Source organism: Microlunatus phosphovorus NM-1, assembly GCF_000270245.1.
GTDB lineage: Bacteria > Actinomycetota > Actinomycetes > Propionibacteriales > Propionibacteriaceae > Microlunatus > Microlunatus phosphovorus.
Window position 1 is genome coordinate 3,817,617 of the sequence record NC_015635.1, and the last position, 22,770, is coordinate 3,840,386.

Annotated in this window: 18 protein-coding genes; 14 read left to right on the forward strand and 4 right to left on the reverse strand. The window is 69.6% G+C overall.

Annotated elements, in window-relative coordinates:
• Window positions 1–6: 6 nt before the first annotated feature.
• Entirely contained in the window at window positions 7–2,727 is a 2,721-nt protein-coding gene (locus tag MLP_RS17070) for an AAA family ATPase (RefSeq protein WP_172641589.1), read from the reverse strand.
• 141 nt (window positions 2,728–2,868) lie between these two features.
• Here MLP_RS17070 and MLP_RS17075 point away from each other — a divergent pair, with 141 nt between their 5' ends.
• From MLP_RS17075 to MLP_RS17115, 9 genes are all read left to right on the forward strand, one after another.
• Window positions 2,869–3,732 carry an alpha/beta hydrolase gene (locus MLP_RS17075; protein ID WP_013864406.1) on the forward strand — a complete coding sequence of 288 codons (864 nt, stop codon included), beginning with the start codon at window positions 2,869–2,871 and terminating at the stop codon, window positions 3,730–3,732.
• A gap of 82 nt (window positions 3,733–3,814) precedes the next feature.
• Entirely contained in the window at window positions 3,815–4,909 is a 1,095-nt protein-coding gene (locus MLP_RS17080; RefSeq protein WP_197536427.1) for a S1C family serine protease, read from the forward strand.
• A gap of 55 nt (window positions 4,910–4,964) precedes the next feature.
• Window positions 4,965–5,930: an AAA family ATPase gene (locus tag MLP_RS17085; protein WP_013864408.1), complete on the forward strand. Its 966-nt coding sequence runs from the start codon at window positions 4,965–4,967 to the stop codon at window positions 5,928–5,930.
• Between the two features lie 10 nt (window positions 5,931–5,940).
• Window positions 5,941–6,822, forward strand: a complete 882-nt coding sequence (locus tag MLP_RS17090) for a DUF58 domain-containing protein (protein ID WP_013864409.1) — start codon at window positions 5,941–5,943, stop codon at window positions 6,820–6,822.
• Window positions 6,823–6,832: 10 nt separating this feature from the next.
• Window positions 6,833–7,798: a VWA domain-containing protein gene (locus MLP_RS17095; RefSeq protein ID WP_013864410.1), complete on the forward strand. Its 966-nt coding sequence runs from the start codon at window positions 6,833–6,835 to the stop codon at window positions 7,796–7,798.
• Entirely contained in the window at window positions 7,798–8,868 is a 1,071-nt protein-coding gene (locus tag MLP_RS17100) for a vWA domain-containing protein (protein WP_013864411.1), read from the forward strand. The genes MLP_RS17095 and MLP_RS17100 overlap by 1 nt, the downstream gene beginning before the upstream one ends.
• A gap of 111 nt (window positions 8,869–8,979) precedes the next feature.
• Complete coding sequence (locus tag MLP_RS17105; RefSeq protein WP_013864412.1) at window positions 8,980–9,450, forward strand: VanZ family protein; 471 nt, start codon at window positions 8,980–8,982, stop codon at window positions 9,448–9,450.
• 103 nt (window positions 9,451–9,553) lie between these two features.
• Entirely contained in the window at window positions 9,554–9,952 is a 399-nt protein-coding gene (locus MLP_RS17110) for a cupin domain-containing protein (RefSeq protein WP_013864413.1), read from the forward strand.
• 27 nt (window positions 9,953–9,979) lie between these two features.
• On the forward strand, window positions 9,980–13,099 hold the full coding sequence (locus tag MLP_RS17115) for an ATP-binding protein (RefSeq protein WP_013864414.1): 3,120 nt from the start codon (window positions 9,980–9,982) through the stop codon (window positions 13,097–13,099).
• Here MLP_RS17115 and MLP_RS26575 read toward each other — a convergent pair.
• Together MLP_RS26575 and MLP_RS17125 are read right to left on the reverse strand one after the other, a co-directional pair.
• Complete coding sequence (locus MLP_RS26575; RefSeq protein WP_013864415.1) at window positions 13,086–13,841, reverse strand: class I SAM-dependent methyltransferase; 756 nt, start codon at window positions 13,839–13,841, stop codon at window positions 13,086–13,088. The two genes, MLP_RS17115 and MLP_RS26575, sit on opposite strands and share 14 nt — an antisense overlap.
• Complete coding sequence (locus MLP_RS17125) at window positions 13,838–14,875, reverse strand: protein kinase family protein (protein ID WP_197536428.1); 1,038 nt, start codon at window positions 14,873–14,875, stop codon at window positions 13,838–13,840. Before MLP_RS17125 ends, MLP_RS26575 begins: the two co-directional genes overlap by 4 nt.
• 144 nt (window positions 14,876–15,019) lie before the next feature.
• Between MLP_RS17125 and MLP_RS17130 the strand changes: the two genes are divergently transcribed.
• The 5 genes from MLP_RS17130 to MLP_RS17155 all read left to right on the forward strand — a co-directional run bounded on the left by MLP_RS17130 (window position 15,020) and on the right by MLP_RS17155 (window position 21,593).
• Window positions 15,020–16,009: a C45 family autoproteolytic acyltransferase/hydolase gene (locus MLP_RS17130; RefSeq protein WP_013864417.1), complete on the forward strand. Its 990-nt coding sequence runs from the start codon at window positions 15,020–15,022 to the stop codon at window positions 16,007–16,009.
• 24 nt (window positions 16,010–16,033) lie between these two features.
• The gene (locus MLP_RS17135; protein WP_013864418.1) at window positions 16,034–16,288 is read left to right on the forward strand and encodes a hypothetical protein; all 255 of its coding nucleotides are present in this window, start codon (window positions 16,034–16,036) and stop codon (window positions 16,286–16,288) included.
• A gap of 56 nt (window positions 16,289–16,344) precedes the next feature.
• Window positions 16,345–18,240, forward strand: coding sequence for a DUF429 domain-containing protein (locus MLP_RS17140; protein ID WP_156821194.1), 1,896 nt, complete (start codon window positions 16,345–16,347; stop codon window positions 18,238–18,240).
• 693 nt (window positions 18,241–18,933) lie between these two features.
• The gene (locus MLP_RS17150; RefSeq protein WP_013864421.1) at window positions 18,934–20,952 is read left to right on the forward strand and encodes a sensor histidine kinase; all 2,019 of its coding nucleotides are present in this window, start codon (window positions 18,934–18,936) and stop codon (window positions 20,950–20,952) included.
• Window positions 20,940–21,593, forward strand: a complete 654-nt coding sequence (locus tag MLP_RS17155; protein WP_013864422.1) for a response regulator — start codon at window positions 20,940–20,942, stop codon at window positions 21,591–21,593. Before MLP_RS17150 ends, MLP_RS17155 begins: the two co-directional genes overlap by 13 nt.
• Window positions 21,594–21,628: 35 nt before the next feature.
• Here the strand turns inward: MLP_RS17155 and MLP_RS17160 are convergent, their stop codons facing one another.
• On the reverse strand, window positions 21,629–22,750 hold the full coding sequence (locus MLP_RS17160) for an ATP-grasp domain-containing protein (RefSeq protein ID WP_013864423.1): 1,122 nt from the start codon (window positions 22,748–22,750) through the stop codon (window positions 21,629–21,631).
• Between the last annotated feature and the right edge of the window lie 20 nt (window positions 22,751–22,770).

Here is a 22,770-nt window from a genome sequence, read left to right on the forward strand (position 1 = left end):
GCGGATTCAACCGCCGTCGGCGGTGGCCAGCGCCACCTTGAGGTGGTCGCGGGAGGCGACACCCAGCTTCCGGTAGGCGGCGTGCAGGTGACTCCCGACGGTGCGATGGGACAGGAAGAGCCGCTCCGCGATGACCCGATTGGTCAGGCCCCCGGCGGCCAATTGCGCGACGAGGAGTTCCTGGGGCGTGAGCACGTGGCGGCCCGAGGGCTGCTCATCCAAGAGTCGTTCCCCGGTGGCCCGGAGCTCGTCACGACAGCGGGTGGCCCACCGGCGCGCACCCGCCTGGTCGAATACGTCGAGAGCACGGCGCAGGTGATGACGCGCGCCGGCGATGTGACGAGCCCGGCGCAGCCGAGTTCCTGCGCTCAGGTGAGCCCGTGCGTCGACCAGGGGCATCGACAGCGGGTCGGTATCGAGCTGATCCGCCGCCTTGTCGAGGGCCGCCCCGTCGACCAGCGCGAGGTGCGCGTAGCGGAGGGCAGACCGCACCAGCGGTGCGTGCCAACGCCGAGCAAGCGTCTCGATGGCCTCGGTCCTGGACTGAGCGAGCGGTCGCTCGCCGGCCAGCAGCGCGGCATCGATCAGATCGGGAGCTGTGACGACGCCGAAGGTCACGTGGTAGGCCGGGTCACTCGGGTTCGTGAGTTTGGTGAGTTGCTCGAGAGCGTCGCCGGGCCGCCCCTCGACCAGTGCGGCCGTACCCCGAGCGGCGATGAGGGTTGAGCGAATCGAGCGACTGTCGAGGGCATGCGCGGCAAGTGGTGAGCGACCGGCAATCGTCACGGGGTCGGGCGGAGTTCCGTCGACGGCGTCGAACAGCGCGATGGCGGCCTCGGCGGCGGCGGTGAGACCCGGATCGTCGAGATCGATGCCGATCGTGACGCACTCCTCGGCGTAAGCCCGTCCTTCGACGAGGTTGCCGCCGACGAAGCAGGTCCATGAGAGGCCCATCAGCGCATGGGGAAGGAGGTTGATCTGTCCGGATTCTCGCAGCTGCCCTACCGACTCACGCAAGTAGGCAAGGGAGTGCTCGATCTCCCCGGCCAGATTGAGCGCGTAGCCGAGGAACCAAGCCGTCTCCGCATCGATGACGGCCGTGCGGTCGCGTCGTCGGATCCGGTCGATGATCTCGACGCCCAGACCCGGCGCGTCCGTGACGGCGGCGAGCAGCAGCATGCGGGGATCGTCCGGATCGAGGTTCAGGCTGCGGACCGCCGGAATCAGGACTTCCCCCGGCTCGGGCGCCGTGGAGTGATGCCACGCGATCGAGGCGAGATGGAGCACGGCGTCCAGCGCACGGTCGGGCTGGCCGACACTCTGCATCGTCTCGATCGCGGCAAGCGCCGGACCGAAGTCGCCGGACGCCAGCGCGGACTGCTCGATGGGCAACAGCTCTCGCTGCCAGGCGGCCTGTGCCCGGATGGCCGCATCATCGGAGTCGCCCTCGACTCGCGCCAGCAGTTCCTCGGCCACGTCGTACGCCCCGATCCGAGCCGCCGCAGCTGCCGCGCTGAGCTGCCTCCGGGACCGGTTATCGGGGTCGGCGGTGAGGTCAGCCGAGCGCCGCAGGGCCCGCAGCGCCATGGCAGGGGCGTTTCCGGCGAGACCCACCCCGGCCAGGTCGTCCAGCTCGTCGGCCAGCTGAGCGTCATCGGCTTCCGCGAGCTCCGCGCGCCACCAGATCGTACGGGTCGGATCGCCGGCGTGGATCGCGATGAGGGCGCGATACAGCTCGGTGCGCTCGCCGGATCCGCTGGCGGTGAGCACGGCGGAGCGGACGAGCGGATGTCGGAAGCCGAAGCTGCCGGGCCGCTGCTCGATCAGCCCGACAGCGGCAGCGGCGTCGAGCCATGCGGTATCGGGATCGTGACCCGCGGTCCGGGCGGCGGCAGCGATCGCGTCCGCGGCCGAGCAGGCATCATCGAGTGCCGCGGCAAGGACCGCGAGGCGCGCTGGGCGCTCGAGCTGTGTGAACCGGCCCACGAAGGCCCGCTCGAGGCGGCTGGTGAGCGGCACCGGTTCCAGCGGGTTCGCGGTGGAGGCTGCGGCGGGCAGCTCGACCAGGGCCAGCGGGTTGCCGGCCGCCAGTTCCAGCAGCATCCGCCGGGCGGCCCCGTGAGGGTGGTCGGGTCTCAGGTCGAGAAGCGCGTTGGCATCGATGAAGGTCAGTGGCGCCAGAGTGAGCCGGCGCAGCCCCACGGGCTCATCACGCCGACCCGGCCTGGCGGAGAGGACGACGATCACCGGGTCGAAGGCGATCCGTCGGGCGGCGATCAGCAGGGCGGACTGCGAGGCAGGATCGAGCCAGTGCAGATCGTCGGCGATCACCAGCACCGGCCGCTCCGCCGCAGCCTCGGCGAGCAGCGTCAACGTCGCCAGCCCGGCGAGAAAGGGCGCCGGCGGGCTGCCGGGGACGACGCCGAATGCCACCTCCAAGGCGTCTCGCTGAGGCAGCGGAAGCGTCGCGAAACGGTCCCGCAGCGGACGTAGCAGCAGATGCAGGCCGGCGAAGGGAACCGCCGACTCGACGATCGTGCCCGAGGTCCTGAGCACCTGCATCGACTGAGCCGCAGCTCGCCGGGCGAACTCCTCGACGAGAGCGGTCTTGCCCAACCCCGGGTCTCCCTCGAGCAGGAGCGCGGCACCGCGGTCGGGCAGCTCGGAGCAGAGGGAGTCGAACAGCGACAGCTCGGAGCGACGACCGATGATCTGCGGCGTCAGCACCCGCACAGTTTCCCATCGCTCTACGTCGCACCGCCAGACAATCTGAGTACCCGTGACCGATGCCTCTCCGACCGCCCTCGACTTACGCTCCGGCTGTCGGCGGCTGTTCCGCTCGACGCGAGAACCACGGAAGGAGACCTGATGACTCTCACGGAGCATGAGGTGGCGGAGATCGAGCGGGCGAACGGGGCCGGGCTGCGTCCGGTGATGTTCATCCACGGACTGTGGCTGCTGTCGAGCAGCTGGGATCGGTGGCGTGGTGTGTTCGAGGAAGCCGGCTTTACGACCATCGCGCCGGGCTGGCCGGACGATCCGGAGACCGTCGCCGAGGCGCGGCAGACACCGGAGGTGTTCGCCAAGAAGATGGTCCAACAGGTGACAGATCACTACCTGGAGGCGGCCGCCGCCCTGCAGCAGGAACCGGCGGTGGTCGGTCACTCCTTCGGCGGACTGGTGGCGCAGAAGGTGGCGGGCGAGGGAGTGGCCGCAGCCACGGTCGCCATCGATCCCGCACCGTTCCAGGGGGTGCTCCCCATCCCGGCCGATGCGCTGAAGAGCGCCTTCCCCGTGGTGGGGAACCCGGCCAACACCCGGCGGGCCGTAACCCTCACCTTCGAACAGTTCACCTTCGGCTGGGCCAACGCGCTCGAGGAGGCCGAGGCGCATGAGCTGTACGACACCTTCCACGTACCGGCCGCCGGACTCCCGATCTTCCAGGCGGTCACGGCGAACCTCAATCCGTTCTCCGAGACCAAGGTCGACACCAAGAATCCGGACCGCGGACCGCTCTTGATCATCTCCGGCGAACGGGACCACACCGTCCCGTACGCGATCGCGCACAGCGCCTACAAGATCCAGGCCAAGCACAACGAGGCGATCACCGAGTTCGTCGAGCTGCCGAACCGTGGCCACTCGTTGACCATCGATCACGGCTGGCGCGAGGTCGCGACCGCCGCTCTGGAGTTCCTTGCCCGAGCGGGAGTGGCGCCCGCCTCCGGAACCTGACGCCGCAGGTTCGTGGCCCGCGGGCGGCAGATGCACAGGTCATACACAGGGCGTCCTTATCCGAGGTGCCTACGCTTTCTTCATGGACCCCGTCGGCACCGGGCGGCTGCGGGGGTTCCGCGCGCCCGGCGCCGACCCAGCGGAGCGCACCGACCCAGCTGAGCACCCCGATCCGACCGACCGCGGCGACTCCGCGGCCGCGCCTTCCTCCTCCGCCTCCTCCGCGCCGGCCTCACCAGACCTGGGAGACACTCCGTACGCCGGAGACCGGGAAGACAGTCCGTACGCCGGCGAGGTCATGACGATCGGCAAATCCCCGCCACGCCGCTCCCGGAGAACACCTAAACCACAGAGACAGCACCCCCCTCAAAAGGTCGGCAGGACCACGACACGCGACCGGGTCGCCCGACCAGCCAGCTGGCGCTGGACGATCGCCGCAACAGCCGCCCTCGTGGTCGCCATGGCCGTCATCGCAACGCTGGCGTTCAAGCTGGGTTCCAGCACGACCGCGCCTGCGGCCGACACAGCGAGCACGCCGGCGCCCACCCCGTCGACGGCCACCCCGCTCCCAGTCCCTGTCCTCTATCAGCAGGTCGCACCGTCGGTGGTGCTGATCACCACGACGAAGGGATCGCTCGGCTCCGGGGTGATCGTCAACGACAGCGGTCTCGTGCTCACCGCCCATCACGTGATCTCCGGCGGCGGCAGGATCTCGATCCTGTTCGCCGACGGCACCAAGGCCACCGCGAAGGTTGCCGCCACCAATCCGAAGTCCGACATCGCCACGCTGATGCCGGCAAAGCTGCCCGAGGTCGTGGTCCCTGCCGTGCTCGGCGGCGGCATCGCCGTCGGCTCCGACGTGGTTGCGATCGGCAACCCGCTCGGCCTGCGGGACAGCACGACCACCGGTGTGGTGTCGGGTCTCGGTCGGACCACGAAGACGACGTCCGGCGGAACCCTGTCGGGTCTGATCCAGTTCGACGCCGCCGTCAATCCGGGCAGCTCCGGCGGCCCACTGCTGAACGCCCAGGGCCTCGTCGTCGGCGTCGTGGTGTCCATCGCCGACCCGGGCAAGGACGACGCGTTCGCCGGCATCGGCTTCGCGGTGCCGATCGGCACCGCGCTCGCCGGCGGCGACGGTGACGAGGGCCCCGGCAACAGAGGTCCCCAGCTATGAGCCAATCCGAGACCAGCCCACCAAACGAGATGAACCCGACCAACGAAGGGAAGCCATGACGTCGAACCCTCTGGAACCGGTGCTGTACGAGGTCAAGCGCGTCATCGTCGGTCAGGACATCCTGCTCGAGCGGATGGCGATCGCCATGCTCGCCGGCGGCCATCTGCTCGTCGAGGGCGTACCAGGCCTGGCCAAGACCCTTGCCGTCAAGTCGCTGGCCGGCGCCATCGGTGGACAGTTCCAGCGGATCCAGTTCACCCCGGACCTGGTGCCGGCCGATCTCGTCGGCACCCGGGTCTATCACCAGCGGACCGGCGAGTTCGAGACCGTGCTGGGTCCGGTGCTCACCAACCTGCTGCTGGCCGACGAGATCAACCGTGCGCCGGCCAAGGTGCAGAGCGCCCTGCTCGAGGTGATGCAGGAGCGGCAGGTGACGATCGGCCGGGAGACCTTCACCGTGCCGGAGCCCTTCTTGGTGATGGCGACCCAGAATCCGATCGAATCCGATGGGACCTATCCCCTGCCCGAGGCGCAGGTCGACCGGTTCATGATGAAGGTCGTCGTCGGCTACCCGTCCTCTCCCGAGGAGCACGCGATCGTGGAGCGGGCCCTGGTCCCGCCCGAGCAGCCGCAGGTGATGCTCACGCCGCAGGACCTGCTCGAGATGCGCCGTCGTGTCGAGCAGACCTACGTCGACCCGGCGATCGTCGACTACGCCGTACGGCTGGTCACCGCCACCCGAACACCGGCGAGCATCGGCCAGGCCGACCTGAGCAAGTACCTGACCTACGGTGCCAGTCCGCGCGCCAGCATCGCCCTCGTCACCGGCGCCCGTGCCCTGGCCTTCCTGCGTGGCCGCGACTATGTGCTGCCGTACGACGTCGACGAACTGGCCCTGGATGTGCTCCGGCACCGGATCGTGCTCTCGTACGAGGCCTTGGCCGACGATCTCGATGCCGACGCCATCCTGGTCCGAGTGCTCCGCGCCGTACCGTCCCCCGACGTCGCGCTGCAGGGGTGATCGACAGACCATGCTCACCGCGCCGGATCGCCTGTTGCACCGCCTCGAGTGGCGGATCGTCCGCCGACTCGACGGGCGGCTGCAGGGTGGATACCGGACCGCACGGCGCGGCATCGGTTGGGACTTCCACGGGCTGCGGGCGTACGAGGAAGGCGACGACGCCCGGCACATCGACTGGAATGTCACCGCACGGCTGGACGAGCCGCAGGTACGCGAGTTCACCGAAGACCGGGAGCTCACCACCTGGCTGGTGTTGGACCGGTCGGCTTCGATGGCGGCCGGCGGCACCGGTCGGGGCAAGCAGGAGGTGCTGGCCGAACTCGCGCTGGTCCTGGCCCGAATGCTCGGCCGCAACGGCAACCGGGTCGGCGCGGTGCTGTACGACGCCGCCGAGGTGCGGATCGTGCCGCTGGGCAGCGGGCGCAACCAGGCGCTACGGATCGGCCGAGAGCTCGACCGGCCTCTGCCAGGAAAGGCATCGACCACCACCGATCTGGCCGCGATGCTGGAGACGGTCACCACGCTGGCCCGGCGATGCCTGGTGCTGGTGATCTCCGACTTCATCGGCACCGGCGAGTGGCAGCGACCACTGATCCGGTTGGCGCACCGCAACGAGGTCGTCGCGCTGCGGGTGGTGGACGCGACCGACGATGCACTGCCGGAGGTCGGCCTGATCGTCGTTCAGGATGCGGAGACCGGCGAGCAATTGCTGGTCGACTCGGCCGATCCCATGTTCCGCGAGCGGTTCCGCGATGGGGTGGATGAGCGGGACGCAGCCCTCTCCTCGGGGATGCGACGGGCTGGGGTGCCCCTGCATCGGATCGGTACGGACAGCGACCTCGTCGAGTCCCTGCTCGCGGTGATCGGCGAGACTCGGCGGCGGAGACGGTGAAGCTCGGCCCATGAGAGTCTCCTATCCCCTCGTTCTCGCGATCAGCCTGCTGCTGGCGATCGGGCTGACCGTCGGCACTGTCCTGCTGAGCCGGCGCCGATCGGCGGCCATGGCGGCGGCCGGGGTCACGATCACCGGCCGGCGCGCACGGCACCTGGGTCGGTGGTTCTCCCTGGCCGGGGTGTTCGTGCTGGCTTTCGCCGCAGCCGGTCCGATGGCCACCCTCCCGGTGGCGCGCAGCGCCGGCACGGTGATCCTCGCGATGGACGTCTCGAACAGCATGAGGGCCACCGATGTCACCCCGGACCGCCTCACCGCAGCGAAGGAGGCGGCGCTGGCGTTCATCGACGCCCAGCCGGACAGTGTGGACATCGGGGTCGTCGGCTTCGACCAGGGCGCCCTGACCTCCTCGGCCGCCGGCCAGGATCGTACGGTGACCAAGGCTGCGGTGGAGAGCCTCCGGATCTCCGGCGGCACCTCGCTCACGGCCGCGATCCTCGGCTCCCTGAGCGCGATCACCGGCAGGTCGGTGACGATCGGCAAGGACGGTGAGCTCCCCGACCTGGGCTCGTGGAGTTCCGCGACGATCGTGCTGTTCTCCGACGGCGAGGACTCCGGCGGGACCGATCGCGATGACGACGTCGCCGCCGCCGCGACGATCGCCCAGAATGCCGGCGTCCACATCGAAACAGTAGGTGTGGGCACCGTCGACGGGACGACGGTCGAGGTCGACGGCTTCCGGGTGCACACCGCTCTCGACACGCCACGGCTGACCACGATCGCCCAGACCACCGGCGGCAGCTACCACGCGGCCTTGGACGGCACCACGCTCAACGGCGTCGCCTCCGACATCGACCTCCGGCTGACCGTGGCCAAGCAGCCGGTGCCACTGGCCGGCGGGTTCAGCGGTGTCGCGCTGGCGTTGCTGGTCGTCGGCACCCTGCTCACCGCCGTCTCGACGGGGAGGTTGGTCTGATGACGTTCAGCTGGCCCTGGGCACTGGTGTCGCTGCTGATCATCCCGATCGTCCTGATCGCGACCTGGCTGCTGCGACGGCGACGGCGCCGGTCCGCGGTCCGGGTGACCTCGATCGCGCTGGTGAGGTCGGCCCTACCCCGGCGTACCCGCTGGACCCGGTTGCTCCCAGCCCTGCTGCTGATGCTCGGATTCGCCGCGCTCGGCATCGGCGCCGCCCGGCCGCAGGCCACGGTGCCGGTGGCCTCCAACTCGACGACGATCATGCTCGCGATGGACGTGTCCGGATCGATGTGCGCCACCGATGTGGAGCCCAACCGGCTGACCGTCGCCCAGCAGGCCGCGATCTCCTTCATCGAGTCACAGCAGGGCCAGGTCAAGATCGGGCTGGTCGCCTTCTCCGGCTTCGCCGCGATGCAGGTCCCGCCGACCAATGATCCGGACCAGCTGATCGATGCGATCAACGCCTTCACCACCTCGCGCGGTACGGCGATCGGCTCGGCCATCCTGACCGCCATCGACGGCATCGCCGACGTCGACCCGACGGTGGCACCCAGCGGCGTGGACGCCGAGTATGCCCAGCGCGTGGGCTACGCGGCCGACGTCATCGTGGTGCTCACCGATGGGGCGAACACCCAGGGCGTCGAACCGGAAGAGGCCGCGGAGGCCGCCGCCGTTCGGGGTCTGCGCGTCTTCACCATCGGCTTCGGCACGACCACCCCGACGCAGCTGGTCTGCACCGGGCAGCAGGCCAGCGGGTGGGGACCCGGAGGTGGCTGGGGCACTGGCGGCGGCTGGCGCGGCGGCGGTGGCGGCCGACCGGGTGGCGGCAATCCCTTGGTCATCGACGAGGACTCGTTGCAAGCCGTCGCCGAGAAGACCGGTGGACAGTACTACCGGGCCGAGAGCGCCGATCAGCTCGCCGATGCCCTCGGCGACCTGCCCAGCCACGTGACGGTCGTGACCCAGCAGGTGGACATTGCGTCGTGGTTCGCCGCGGCCGGCGGTCTGCTGGTCGCGACCGCACTCGGGCTGTCGATGTGGTGGAATCGACTGCGTTCATCGCAGTGACGGACCGGCATCGTGGCCGTCGGAGGCTACGAGGGGTCGAGCCACGGCAACGGGACGAAACTCACAGCATCACCCCAGGTGCCGACCCGCGGGACTGGCGATACTGGACTGATGCTCCACCGACATCCCCTGCTGAGCCTGCTGACCGGCGGATACCTCGCGTTCGTCGCCTGGCTGACCTTGACCCCGCAGGCCTATGCGGCCGAGCACATCTCCATCATCTACCGGGTTCTCGATGCCCTCCACCGGCGCGGCTACCTGGAGTCGATCGACGACCGCGAGTTGGAGTTCCTGGCCAACATCGCCTTGTTCGTGCCGGTCGGGATGTTCCTGATGCTGCTGTTCGGCACACGCCTGTGGTGGGTCGCCCTCGGGGCATCGTTCGCGATGACCAGCGCGATCGAGTTCGCCCAGCGCAGCATTCCGGGCCGCGTACCCGACGAACGGGACCTGCTCGCCAACGGACTGGGCGCCGTCATCGGAGTCTTCATCGCGCTCGTGCTGACCACACCCGCCGCACTGCGTCGGCGTCGCCTGCGCCGCGCGAAAACAGGCTCCGTCGGACGGGTCGCCGCCGGCTGAGCCCAGATCGTCGAAACTGCTGCAAAGTGGCTGCAAATCGGCGGGTGCAGGCTCATGGGAACGACGGCGAGATGCGTCGTCACTGACCTCGAGGAGGCTCCCGATGAGCACCGAGAACAACCACGACCACGATCTCCGTGGCACCCACCAGCACACCGAGCAGAAGACCTTCGCAAGGCCCGACGAGACCCGGTCGTTCGAGCACGGCAACGTCGACCTGGTGGTCATCGGCGGGGCCGAGATCGGCCGGCTCACCCTGCAGCCGGGCTGGCGCTGGTCGGAGCACGTGAAGCCGATCGCCGGCACCGAGCTCTGCGAGGCACCACACTTCCAATACCACGTGAGCGGCCAGCTCGGGATCCTGATGGCGGACGGCACCGAGCTGGTCGCCCGACCCGGGGATGTCACATCGTTGCCCGAGGGCCACGATGCGTGGGTGATCGGCGACGAGCCGGCGGTGGTGGTCGACTGGTGGGGCGCGTCGAACTACGCCAAACACTGAGCCGTTCAGCAGTCCTACGATGGCCACGTGACCGAACTCGCGGTGCGTGTTCTCGGGGGACTGTCGGTCAATGCCTTCGATGTCGCACACCTGGACAGGAAGGCACGGAGCCTGCTGCTGCTCCTGGCCCTGGCGCGGGGCAGTCCGGTCCCGGTCGACGCGTTGGTCGACGCACTGTGGGGCGACATCCCACCCAGCCGGCCCCACGATCAGGTCGCGGTTCTCGCCAGCCGGGTGCGACGTCTGCTCGGCCGTAGCCGAGTGGAACGTTCGGATCAGGGCTACCGGCTGCGCGCCGACTGGATCGATCTTGTCGAGTTGGACGTCGTGGTGCGCGAGGCGGAACGGCGGCTCGAGGCGGGCGAGACAGGCACGGCGAGCGCAGCGCGGGCAGTGCTCGCGCTGCTTGGTGGATCGGTGCCGGAGGTGCGATCCGAAACAACCTGGGCCGCTGCCGAGTACGCTGCGGCAACCCGCCTGGTCCAGCGCGCCCGGCGGGTCGCGGCCGCCGGTCTGCTGGCTGCCGGCGAGTGGCGCGACGCGCTCGACCTCGCCGCGGCCGATCTGGCTGCCGACCCCTTCGATGAGCAGGCGGCCCGCGCCGTGATGCTGGCCCATACTGCAGGTGGGCGACCCGCCCAGGCGCTCAGCACGTACGCCACACTGCGCACCACCCTCGCCGACGAGCTCGGCACCGACCCGGCTGCGGAGACCGCCGAACTGCACACTGCGATCCTGCGTGGCGATCTGCCGGTCACCCGGCCGGCGATGCCCGTGCCGACGTTGGTCGGCCGGGACAGCCAACTCGCCCACCTCGACTCGTTGGTGCCACGGGCGGCCGCGACCCGGGTGCCCAGGGTCGCGCTGGTTTCCGGCGAGGCCGGCATCGGCAAGACCACGTTGCTGACCAGCTGGGCGGCCAAGCGGCGGTCCCTCGGCGACCGAGTGCTCCTCGGGACGTGTGGACCGCTGGACCGGGCTGCGCCCCTGGACGTCCTGCTCTCGGCGCTCGCCGCAGATCTGCGGGAGGTCGACACCAGCGCGCTGCTTGGCGCAGACGCGGCCGTCCTCGCGCCGCTGCTGGGAACGGCAGAGCCGACCACCAGATCGGTCGACCCGGCGCTGGGCCCCGCCGTGCTCTACGGCGCTGTCACCCGGGTGATCGGCCGGATCGCGGGCGACCGGGCGGCGGTCGTGGTCATCGACGATGCGCATCTGGCCGGCCCGACGCTGGCCGACTGGCTGACCTATCTGCGCCGACGTCCCCTGCCGATCGTCGTCGTTCTCGGCGCACGCCCCGAAGAGTGCCCAGACCTGCCGGTCACCGATCACGTCGGGCTCGGCCCTCTGGACCGGGCGCATGTCGCGGCCCTGGTCGGCGAACAGCGAGCAGACGAGCTGCACGCCCGGTCCGGCGGGCACCCACTCTTCCTCGCTGAGCTCGCGAGCGTCCCCTCCGGTGAGCTGCCCGAGTCCCTCGTCGCCGCGCTCACGGCGCGGTGCGACCAGCTGCAATCGGCGGGCGGGCTGGTCCGCACGGCGGCGGTGCTGGGCGACGAGCTCGACATCGACCTGCTTGCGGGCATCCTGGGCCGTGGCACCTTGGACGTGCTCACCGATGCGGAGCGGGCGGTTCGCGGCGGGCTACTGGTGGAGACCTCCGGCAGACTGCGGTTCCGTCATGACCTGGTCCGGACGGCGCTGGTCTCCGGGACGAGTCTCGGCCGCACCGCCGCCCTGCACCGGGAGGCCGGGCGGGCCCTCGCCCGCCGCCGGGACGTGGACCCGGCCATGGTCGCCGAGCACGCACTGCTCGGTGGCGACCGCGACCTCGCGGCCCAGTGGTTGCGGATCGCAGCCGACCGTGCGGCGGAGCGCTTCGACTACGCGACGGCGGAAGACCTGCTGGACCAGTCGCTCGCCCAGGCCGCGGACGACACCACCCTGCTCGCCCGTGCCCGCGTACGGATCCAGCGGCGGCGCTATCGCGACGCCGAAGCGGACGCAGTGGCCGCGCGCGATGCCGGCCCGCTGCGGTGGGAGGCAGCCGCTTGGGCGGCGTATTTCGACCGACGCTTCGACGACGCCGCGTCCTACGCCGACGACGGCGCCCTTGCCGCCGAGGACGCGGCCTCCCGTGCCCGCTGCCTGGTCGCCTCCGGACGGATCCTGCACGCACGCGGGGAGCTGAGCCGGGCCGGACAACAGCTGGACGCTGCGCTGCACGAAGCGAAGGGCGGGGACCGGCTCGAGGCCGCCGCCTGGCGCGGCGTGCTGCACGCTCATCGCAGCGAGATCGACCAGGCGCTGATGCTGCTCCGCCCGGCCACGAGACCCGGCATCGGCGTTGCACACACCTCCGCGTCGATGCACGCGCTGCTTTTCACCGGGCACACCTTCGCCGCCGCCGGTCGGGCTCAGGAGGCACTGGCCTGCTTCGCCGACTACACCGCCGAGGTGGCGCGGCGCGACGTGCCGCGATTTGCCGGCCGGGGCGTCAACTTCTCCGGATGGGTGCTGCGCAACCTGGGTGCGGTCGAGGCCGGCGTCGATGCGCACCAGGAGGCGGCTGCCGACGCCGTCGACGGCGTGGTGATCCCGGAGGTTCTGGTCGCCGCGCTCGAAGACCTCGCCGAGGAACGGATCCGAGCCGATGATCCCGACCGGGCAGCGCGGTTCCTCGACCAGGCTCGGGCAGCGCTCGTCGGCGACCTCGTCTTCGGGTGGCGGCTGGCGATGAAGCTGCAGTTGCTCGAAGCGCAGGTCCAATTGCTCCGCGGCGAGCCCGAGTCGGCGCTGCGCGTGGCAGAGGAACTGGCGAGCGCCGCGGCGCGAGCTCTTGTCCCTCGGTACGAGGCCTGTGCCCGTCTCCTCGTCCATCGGGCCGCGCACGCGCTGGGCGAGCCGGTCGAGACCACGGCGGTGCGGCGAGACCTCGGTCGGGTCGAGCGTGCGGTCGGGATCGAAGCGTGGTGGTGGGCGGGCAGCACTGGTGCCGCGCTCGGGGACGAGCGGTGGCTGGCCCGGTCGGAGGAACTGGTCGCCGACCTCGCTCGCCGATCCGGTGACCACGGCGACGAGTTGCGGGCCGGGGCAGCTCGGCAGCTCGAGCGGTGGCGATCCGCCGCGGCGGTCAGGTCGCGATGAGCCCCAGGACCGGCACGACCACCGGAGGTGCGTCCGCGAGTTGCTGCTCGGCCTCGCTCCGTACCGTGTGACGGGTGGCGGGGCTCAGGGTCGCCAGGAACGGCGCGTGGTGCGCCATGCCGAGTCGCCAGGCCACGAGATCGCCGGCCGTTACTGCTCCGACGGTGACCTCGCACTGCTCGACCCTGACCTCTGCATAGCCGGCGGCCCGGGCCAAGGAGATCAGCCGGGCGGGATCCCCGACGTACCGCTCCCTGCCTTCCTTGAAGGCGACATACCAGGCCGGTGGGCGGTAGCCGCGCTCGGCGAGCACCTGCTCGACGACTCGCTTGGCCGGATGACTCCAGCCCTCGGCGAACGCCGACGCGACCACCCCGGCGGCGACCCGGCGCAGCTCCCGCAGGCCTGCCTCCGGTTTCGACAGGTGGCCCAGCACGAAGCCGGCGAGGGCGAGGTCAAACGCGCCGTCGTGGAACGGTAAGTGCACCAGATCAGCAACGACGGCTGGTGCAGACAGCATTGCCGGCGCCAGATCCGTACTGACGACCCGGGCCGCTCCTCGCTTCCGGGCCGCGTCTCCCATCGCTCCCGTCCCGGCTGCCGCGTCGAGCACGACCCGATCTCGGACGAGGCCCGGCGAGCGATCAAGGAGGGCATCGGCCAGCTGGGCATACAGTCGTGCGGGACCCCGCCGCCAGGCATCGGCGGAACGATCGTAGGCGTCCGCGATCGCGCCGGTCACGCCAGCAACGGTGCTGCCGCGACGGCCCGCGTTTCCCACCAGGCCAATTCGTCGTCGTACCCACCGAAGGCCTTCTCCCAGCCGAACTGCACCAGGGCGCCGAGCAGTCCGAGCGCCAACTGGCGATCCCACCACTGCGAGGTGTCGATGCCACGGCGCTCCAGTGCGGCGCGGTAGAGATCGATGGCCTCCTCTTTGGTGACGGGCAGCCGGCGGCAGTTGATCGCCAGATACCAGGCCAGGTCGGCCGTGCCGGCTCCCCGCCCCGGGGTCTCCCAGTCGAGCAGGATGGTGCGGCCGGCATCGTCGATGCCGAGGTTGTCGAGCTTCCAGTTGCCGTGCACGAGGGTCTGCGGCGTCGTCGCCAGCGCGGCCAGCAACGGCGTCGGATCGTGCACGAGTGGTACGACGACCGCTGCGGCCCGGGGTGCGACCGAGGCCAACAGCGGCCAGCCCTGGGCGACCAGCCGTGGGACCAGATGCTCCTGCTCGAGGGCTGCCTCCTCCGCCGCCATCCGCGGCGAGAGCTCGAGGTAACGATCGATCGGCGCGACCACATCGATGTCCTGGGTGGTCTGCCAGAAGGCCGCATGCAGGGCGGCCAGGTGGTCGAGGAAACGCTCGTTCTGCTCCGCGGTGATCGGGTCGTCGACGGCCGGGATCAGCCATGGACCGACATCGTGCATCAGCAATGCGGACAATGCCGGTCGGCGCTCATCGTGCGCCACTGCGACGATCGGCTGGGCGATCTCGGCCGGCAGCGCGCCGAGGATCCCGCGCCGCCACAGTGCCACGGTCGGGCTGCCGGGCACCCGGGCCGCCCGCAGCGACCAGTCGCGGTCGTGGTCCAGGTATTTGACCACGTACGCCGTGTCGCCGATCGTCACCCGCTCGAGGACTGCCCCGGATTTACCGGGCGCTTCGATTAGGTGGCGGCTGGTGGCGCCGACCAGCAGATCTTCGACTGAGCCGAAGACCTCAGGCATCGGCAGCATCACTCTCGGCGAGCGATCAACCACAGGCGGTTGGGACATCACAGGCTCCTCGACTCGGTTCATTTTGCCAAACCCGAGCCTGCGCGCCCAGTCTTGCAGTCCGCTTGCAGTCGCCGTGCTGCGCTCGGCTTTCCGTCAAGGTTCTCTTGACTCTGGATCTATCGTCAAGTACAACTTGACGTCATGCAAACCTTGACGATGTACGGAATCTGCGAACCTGGTCCCGGTCCCCGCTGGCGTGCCTTGTTCGACGCGACTTGGCCTGCCTACCGCCGCTGGTATCTGTCCGAGGGTCTGGAAGCCCGGCCTTCGCTGATCGAAGCCGCCTCGTCACTCGCCCGACACATGCCCGAGCTGCTACCGACCTGGGCCCGGCTGTCGCGGCAGACCGGCTTCGACGACGTGGCCACCAGAATGCTCAGTCACTGGCGCCTCCCCGCGTTCGCGCCCGCCGCCTGCAGCCAGGTTGCGGTTCTCGAGCCGTCCCCCACTCTGCTGCGGAACTACGACTATCACCCGGATCTCTTCGAGTGCGTCAGCATCAGCACCAACTACCTCCAGCCGGTGATCGGCACCGGCGACTGCTTGTGGGGGCTGCTCGACGGCATGAACGGCTCCGGCCTGGCGGTCTCCTTGACCTTCGGCGGCGACCGGCGTACGGGCCCAGGCTTCGGCATTCCGCTGGTCGTGCGCTACCTGCTGGAGGTCTGCCACGACGTCGACGAGGCGCGTGCGGCGCTGCGGGGTCTGCCGGTCGCGATGTCGTACAACCTCACGCTGGTGGATCGCTCCGGACAGTTCGCGACCGCGTACGTCGGGCCGGGTCGAGAGGTGGAGCTGCGCACCCGCTCAATGGCGACCAACCACCGCTGGGACCAGCCTCTGGATCGCGACCATGCGACGCGCTACCGCAGCGTCGAGCGGCAGGACCACCTCCGAGATCTGGTCGATCGTGGGTCGACACCTGACATGGTTGCTGCCGAGCTGCTCAGACCACCGCTGCACACGACCGACTACGCCGCCGGGTTCGGCACGCTGTACACCGCCGTCTACGACGTGGGTGAGAAACAGCTGGAGTACCGGTGGCCCGGCCAGCGGTGGCTCCGCGGCTTCGGGTCCCGGGACGAGACGTTCACGGCGACCCTGGGCGAGGGTGGTCTGGTGGCCGCCTGAAGCACCCTGCCCGACAATGGGCTCATGTCGGAGATCCCCTACCAGCAGATGTCGGAGCTGGATGACCAGCAGCTTGCCACGATGGCCCAGCAGGCAGTGGCCGAGCTAGCGCGACGTGGCACGCACAGCTCGTTCAAGCTGTTGGTGGACCTGAGCACGTACGTCGGTGTCAGCCTCGGCGAGGCGGCCCGGCAGGTGGCGGCTGCCGGATCCTGGAGCCAGGTGGCCGACATCACCGGCACCACCAAGCAGGCGGCCTGGTCTCGCTGGAGCAGCTGACCGGGTGCCGGAGCGGCTCCAGGTCGGCGAATACGCTGATACGGCAGGGTGTGGACGTGCACTTCATCGGTATCGACCTCGCCTGGGGCGACAAGCGACCCACCGGCCTCGCGGTCATCGACAACGACGCCCGATTGCTCGAGGTGAGCGCCGTGCGCACCGACGACGAGATCGTGGCCGCACTGGCCGCATACGCCGAGGATGACTGTCTCGCCGCGATCGACGCCCCGATCGTGGTCACCAACGCCACTGGGTCGCGGCCGGCCGAGCAACAGCTCAGCAAGGACTTCCGTCGCTTTGACGCGGCCACCCACCCGTCCAACACGGGCAAGCCCGAGTTCGCGAACGGCACCCGGGCAGCGCGAGTCGCCAAGCGGCTCGGCCTCGACATCGACCCGCGGTCGGGTCGGCGGCGACGGGCGATCGAGGTCTATCCGCACCCGGCGACGATCGTGCTGTTCGGACTGCCGAAGGTCTTGCGCTACAAGGCCAAGCCTGGTCGCGATCTGGACCTGCTGCGCTCGGAGCTGCTGAGCCTGATGACGTTGGTGGCTGGCGTGGTCTCGACCGAGGAGACCTGGGCCGGGCTACGTCATCAGGTCGAGAACGCCACTCGGAAGAGTGAGCTGCGCCACGTCGAGGACCAGGTCGACGCCGTGCTCTGTGCCTACCTTGCCCACTTCGTCCACCACCGTCGCGACCTGACCACCTGTTACGGCGACCTGGAGACCGGCTACATCATCACGCCGACGCTCGGAGCCGAGATTCCCCCGGCCCGGGCCGAGGTGGTGCGTCGCGCCGTGCAGGCGTACGCCGCCCAGCACAGCGAGCTCACTCGAGCTGGACAGGAGGCCGTCGCCCTGGTGCAGGGACTGCTCGACGAGGCCGGCATCAACTACCTGTCAGTGACCGGACGGACCAAGTCGGTGCCGTCCTTCGCCGAGAAGGCCGCACGGACGAAGTTGGGAACACCTCTCTACAGCGACCCGCTGACCCAGATCACCGATCTGCTGGGTGTCCGGGTGATCACCTATGTCCGTGACGACGTCGACGCCGTGGCCGATGTCCTCGCCGAACAGGTGATCGTGCACGACGACCGGGACTGGGGGCTGGAGACTGCGAACGAGGGTCGCTTCGGCTACGCCAGTCGGCACCTGATGATCGGCCTGGATCCGGCCCGGGAGAGCCATCCCGACTTCGCCCACCTGCGCGGGCACGCGGCCCAGGTCCAGGTGCGCACGGTGCTGCAGCATGCGTGGGCCGAGTTCGAGCACGACATCCGCTACAAAGGAACCGTGCCGGCCGAGCACGTCGGCGAGTTCGACCGCCGTTTCACCCTCGCCGCCGGGCTGCTCGAACTGGCTGACCACGAGTTCTCCAAGATCCGAGAGCGACTCCGGGGCGTGGCACCCGAAGTCAACGAGACGATCGGAGACGATCCGCGGCTCGACCCGCGCGAGCTGGCGGCGTACCTCGCCGGGCAGTACTCGGAGGCCGGCTGGTCGCGTGCCGAGCACTACAGCTGGATCGCCGACATCCTGCTCGAGCTCGGCGTCACCTCGCTGGTCGAGCTGGGAGACGTGCTCCGCGAGGCCGATGAGGCCGCGATCGCCGCGCAGATGGACTACCGGCACCCGCCCGGTGCCGTACGCCGCCTCGATGACGCCCTCCTCTGGGTGTTCGGCGCGCGCTATGTGGCGTTGCACCAGAATGCCGACCGCGCAGCCTTGCTCGAGCACCGGCTCGCCCGACTTCGGGCAGCGCCTCCCGCTCTTAGAGCGCGCGCGGCTTCAGGACCGGCGGAAGCCGACGACCGCCAGCCCGGTCAGCAGCAGCATCAGGGCGATCTGCACGAAGTCCAGACCGCGACCTTCGACCCCGGCGAACTGCGAGAGGGTCAAGACGGCGAACACGATCACGGCGGCGAGCGGCACGGCCCGGCTGCGCAGTAGCGAGGCGGCCAGCAGCAGCGATCCGACCGTGAAGAGCAGGAAGCCGACCATGGCCGGCACGAAACCATGCTGCGGGTTCTCTGCGGCGTACGCCATCAACGCTTTGCCGGCGTCGACCGGGATGGCCGACGAGGTGGCGTACCAGGCGAGAGAAGCGAAGGCGAAGCTGCCCATGGCGAAGAGCAGACCGCCCAGTGAGGTGACGATCGCACCGACCAGGGCCGGCACGCGACCTCGGCCTCGGACCAGGGACAGGACCGTCATCGAGAACAGCAGTCCGACGACGGCAAATGCGATGCCGTCGGCGAGCATCCCGGCCCAGGCCGCGTCGCGCACCGGGGCGATCTCGTCGTAGCTGGTCGCGTTGCGCTCCCCCCACGGCGTCGTGACGAGGAGGCCGGCGATGGTCAGGGCGCCGAGACCGAGGCCGACGGCGGCGACCCGGCGTCGGGCCCGCGCGGGGTCGGTGCCATCGGCGAGCACGGTGGATCCGTCAGCTTGGGTGGTGGTGGGTGTGGCGGTCATGGCGGCCTCCTGGACGCTAAGGATTCGTTGCAAAAGACACTAGAAATCGCAGGCTGCGACCACATCGGAGCGAGCACCCGATCGATCCCCGTGCTGGTACGGAGGCCACCGGGGCGATGTCCTCCTTACAGTGCAGATATGCGGGGGGCTGATATGCGAAGGGCTGGTATGCGGTGGTCGCGGGTCCTCACGATCGGGTTCGCCGCGCTCTCCGCGGTGGCCCTGACCGCGTCGGTAGCGTTCGCGGCAAGCCTGGCCGGCACCACCGCCTGGGCGCAGCTGGGGATCGCTGTCGCCGTCGTGCTGCCGTCGAGTGCGTTGTCGCTGCTGATGGTTCGGCGACCTGACGGCGCCGTCGTCGGCGTACTGCTCGGACTGTTGTCCTTGACGGTCGCCCAGGTGGTCGTCAAGGAACTCTGGCTGATCTGGCTCGCCAGGTCGGGCGAGCCAGATCGTTGGGCCTGGCTGGTGGCCGTCACCGCCGAGAACAGCTGGTGGGTCCTGGCCGCCTTCGCCCTGCTGCTGCTCCACTTCCCCGACGGACGGTTGCCGTCGCCTCGTTGGCGGTGGGTGCCGCCGGTGCTGCTCTGCTGCGTCGCCGTGGTCCAGGCGTACGGGGCGGTGGAAGCGACCGCGTTCCGGCCTCCCCTCGACCGGCTGGAGCGCCCGTTCGGACCGCCACCGCCTTGGGTGGATGCGGTATCGCTGGGACCGTTCGTCGTGATGCTCGGGCTGTTCGTAGCCGCCACGGTGTCGCTGCTGCTGCGCTATCGGCGGGCCGACCGGATCCAGCGACTGCAGCTCAAATGGCTGGCGCTCGCCGGGCTCGGCGTACCGCTCTATCCCCTGCTGTGCCTGGTCGAGATCCTCGTCTGGGGCCGACCGCTCTGGGTCAGCGGTGCCGTCGGGATCGCCTCGCTGGTGGCGACGCCGGTGGGAATCGGCATCGCTGTGCTGCGCTACGACCTGTACGACGTCGACCGGGCGTTGGCCTCCGCGGTCGCCTGGGGCATGGTCACCGCGGCGCTGCTGGGCGTCTATGCGGCGGCGTCGACCATCACCGGCGCGCTGGTCGGCGGTGACTCCACTGTCCGGGTGGCGGTCGCGACGGCCGCCGCCGCGCTGTTGCTCTGGCCCGTGCGGAAGACCTCCCAGCGGTTCGTCGATGCCCGGATGTATCCGCTACGACGGGGTTTGCGGCAGTCGCTGGACCGGTTCGACGGCGATGTCAGCGCCGGGCGGGCACGTCCCGAGGCGCTCCAGGACGTTCTCCGCCAGGCACTCCGGGACCCGGCGTTGCGGGTGGGCTACCGGACGCCGGGCTCCGACAGCTATCTGGACGCGGCCGCGTCGCCGGTGCCGGCCGACCAGGCGGTGCCGGTGTCGACCGATCACCAGCTCATCGGGATCCTCGTCCCGGGTGAGGGGCCGGCGTCGACCGAACTGCTGCGCGAGGCGGCGGCCCGCATCACCACCCTGGTCGAGGTGGTCCGGTTGCGCGCGCAGGTCGCCGCGGCGCTGCGCGAGGCGGAGTCGAGTCGGACTCGCCTGGTGGAGATCGGGTACGCGGAGCGGCGGCGGTTCGAACGCGACCTGCACGACGGTGCGCAGCAACGCCTCGTGTCGCTCGGGATGGCCCTGCGGCTCGCCCAGCGGCACCTCGCCGACGGCACGGTGAACGTCGACCAACTGGTGGACGACAGCGTGGCCGAGCTCGCGGCCGCCGTCGCCGAGCTCCGCCAGATCGCCCACGGACTGAGGCCGAGCAGTCTCGACGACGGTCTGCCGGCCGCGTTGTCCAACCTCGTCCGCTCGGTGCCGCTCGCCGTCGAGCTGGACGTGGACGACGTCTCGTTGCCCGACACGGTAGCCACCACGGCGTACTACGTGGCCAGCGAGGCGATCACCAACGCCATCAAGCACGCCGAGGCAACGCGGATCGTGCTGCAAGTCGTCCGGCGCGACGACCGGATCCTCGTCTGTGTCAGCGACGACGGGCGAGGCGGTGCCCACCTGGGGCTGCGGTCGGGGTTGGCCGATCGGGTCGCAGCCATGGGTGGATCGCTGGAGGTGGACAGCGCGGCTGGTCGCGGCACCCAGGTACGAGCAATGCTGCCGGTCGCGCTCCCGAACCTGCGCTCGGTGGCGCCACCGAACGAGGCCGAGGAACCACGATGCGCATCGTGATCGGGGAGGACTCGGCGCTGTTCCGGGAGGGACTGGCCCGGCTGCTCGAGGACGCCGGGCACCTGGTCGTGGGCCGCGCTCCCGACGCCCCAAGCCTGATCACAGCCGTCGAGCGCGAGCATCCGGACCTGGTCGTGATCGACGTACGGATGCCGCCGGACAGGACCGACGACGGCGCCCGGGCCGCCCGGGACCTGCGGAACCGGATGCCGGACCTGCCGATCGTGATGCTCAGTCAACACGTCGAGACCCGGCACTCCATCGATCTGGTCCGACGCGGCCACTTCGGCTATCTGCTGAAGGACCGGGTGTTCGACGTCGACGACTTCCTGGACGCTTTGCGCCGGGTGGCTGCCGGCGGCTCCGCCCTCGACCCCGAAGTGGTCGCCACCCTGCTCGGCCCCCGCACCGAGCACGACCCGCTCGCCACCCTCACACCACGGGAACGAGAGGTCATGGCCCTGATAGCCGAGGGCCGGACCAACGCCGGGATTGCCCGCCGGCTGTGGCTCACCGACCGCACGGTCGAGACCCACGTCAGCAACATCATGGGCAAACTCGGACTGACCGACAGCGACGACGGGCACCGCCGAGTGCTGGCCGTCCTGACCTGGCTCCGCGTACGCCAGCGCAGCAGTTGATGTCGCACAGCGTCGAGAGACCATTCCGCAGCGGCTCAAGGTTCGGTGATCACGACGCCCAACAGTCGCGTCATCTCCCGTACCAGGGGATCCAACTTCTCTCGATCCGCCGCGGCCAGATTGACGCAAGCGTAGCGATAACTGGCACCGTCGAAGTGCTTTGGCCTACTGGATAGCAGATCTCCCGCTTCGTAGTAGACGCTTATCAGCGTGGCCGGGGATGATCGCCGCAAGCGAGAGATATCTGTTTCACTCGGAGCAGCGGCAACACGCCCATCGGCAAACCGGCGAAGTGGGTAACTTGCCGCCACAGTCTCGACCTCGGACCCACAGACCGGCGGCGGTTGGTCTCCCAGGCCCAGAGCAAACAGAACCTCGTAGGTGTTGACCCCGGTGATCTGCTCGGTCATGTCGGCGAATTGCCCACACATCCTCGGATTGATCTCGATGATGAAACAGCTGCCGTCCGCAGGATTGTAGATGAACTCGATGTTGAATAGCCCGTGCGACAACCCGAGCCCACGAACAACTCGCTCGCTCAGCCTCGCCATGGCGTCCGCCTGCTGGGCAGTGACCACCGATGGCATCACGAACCGAGAGAAGCTCTCTGTCCCCGGATACATCTCGGAGTCGGTAATGCTGAGAACAGTCATCTTACCGTCGAAGACATATCCCTCGAGCGTGACTTGTGATCCCACCAGGAGATCCTCCACCAAGACATGAGCCCCGTCCAGGGTGAACTCTGGGTAACCAGCCAGAATCTGATTCAGAGGGCGGACGAAATGGCGTAAATGGCGTACCACCTCGGGTGACCGCGCATAGTCGATCAGCTCCGCAGCAGAGTCGACCCGCTGAGCAAGCTGCGAGAACCACGATTTCACCGGTTTGACGAACGCCGGGTAGCTCAGCGTCGTGGCCGTCGCGTCGACGGTCGCCGGATCAACCAGGTGAAACCCGGGAGTTGCCTCCGGCACGCTGACGGCCATAATCTCTCGTGCCACGTACTTGTGGGTCGCACGGAGAAGCGCCTCCGGAGGCGGGCCTGGCAGCCCCATCCGTTCGGCGACGACGGCCGCGACCAAGCAGCCGGGGTAGTCGCTGGAACTGACCACGCCGCTCACCCGCATCCGAGTCAGTTCGCCGATGGCCTGATCCAAGAACTGCCCGGCGTCAAACG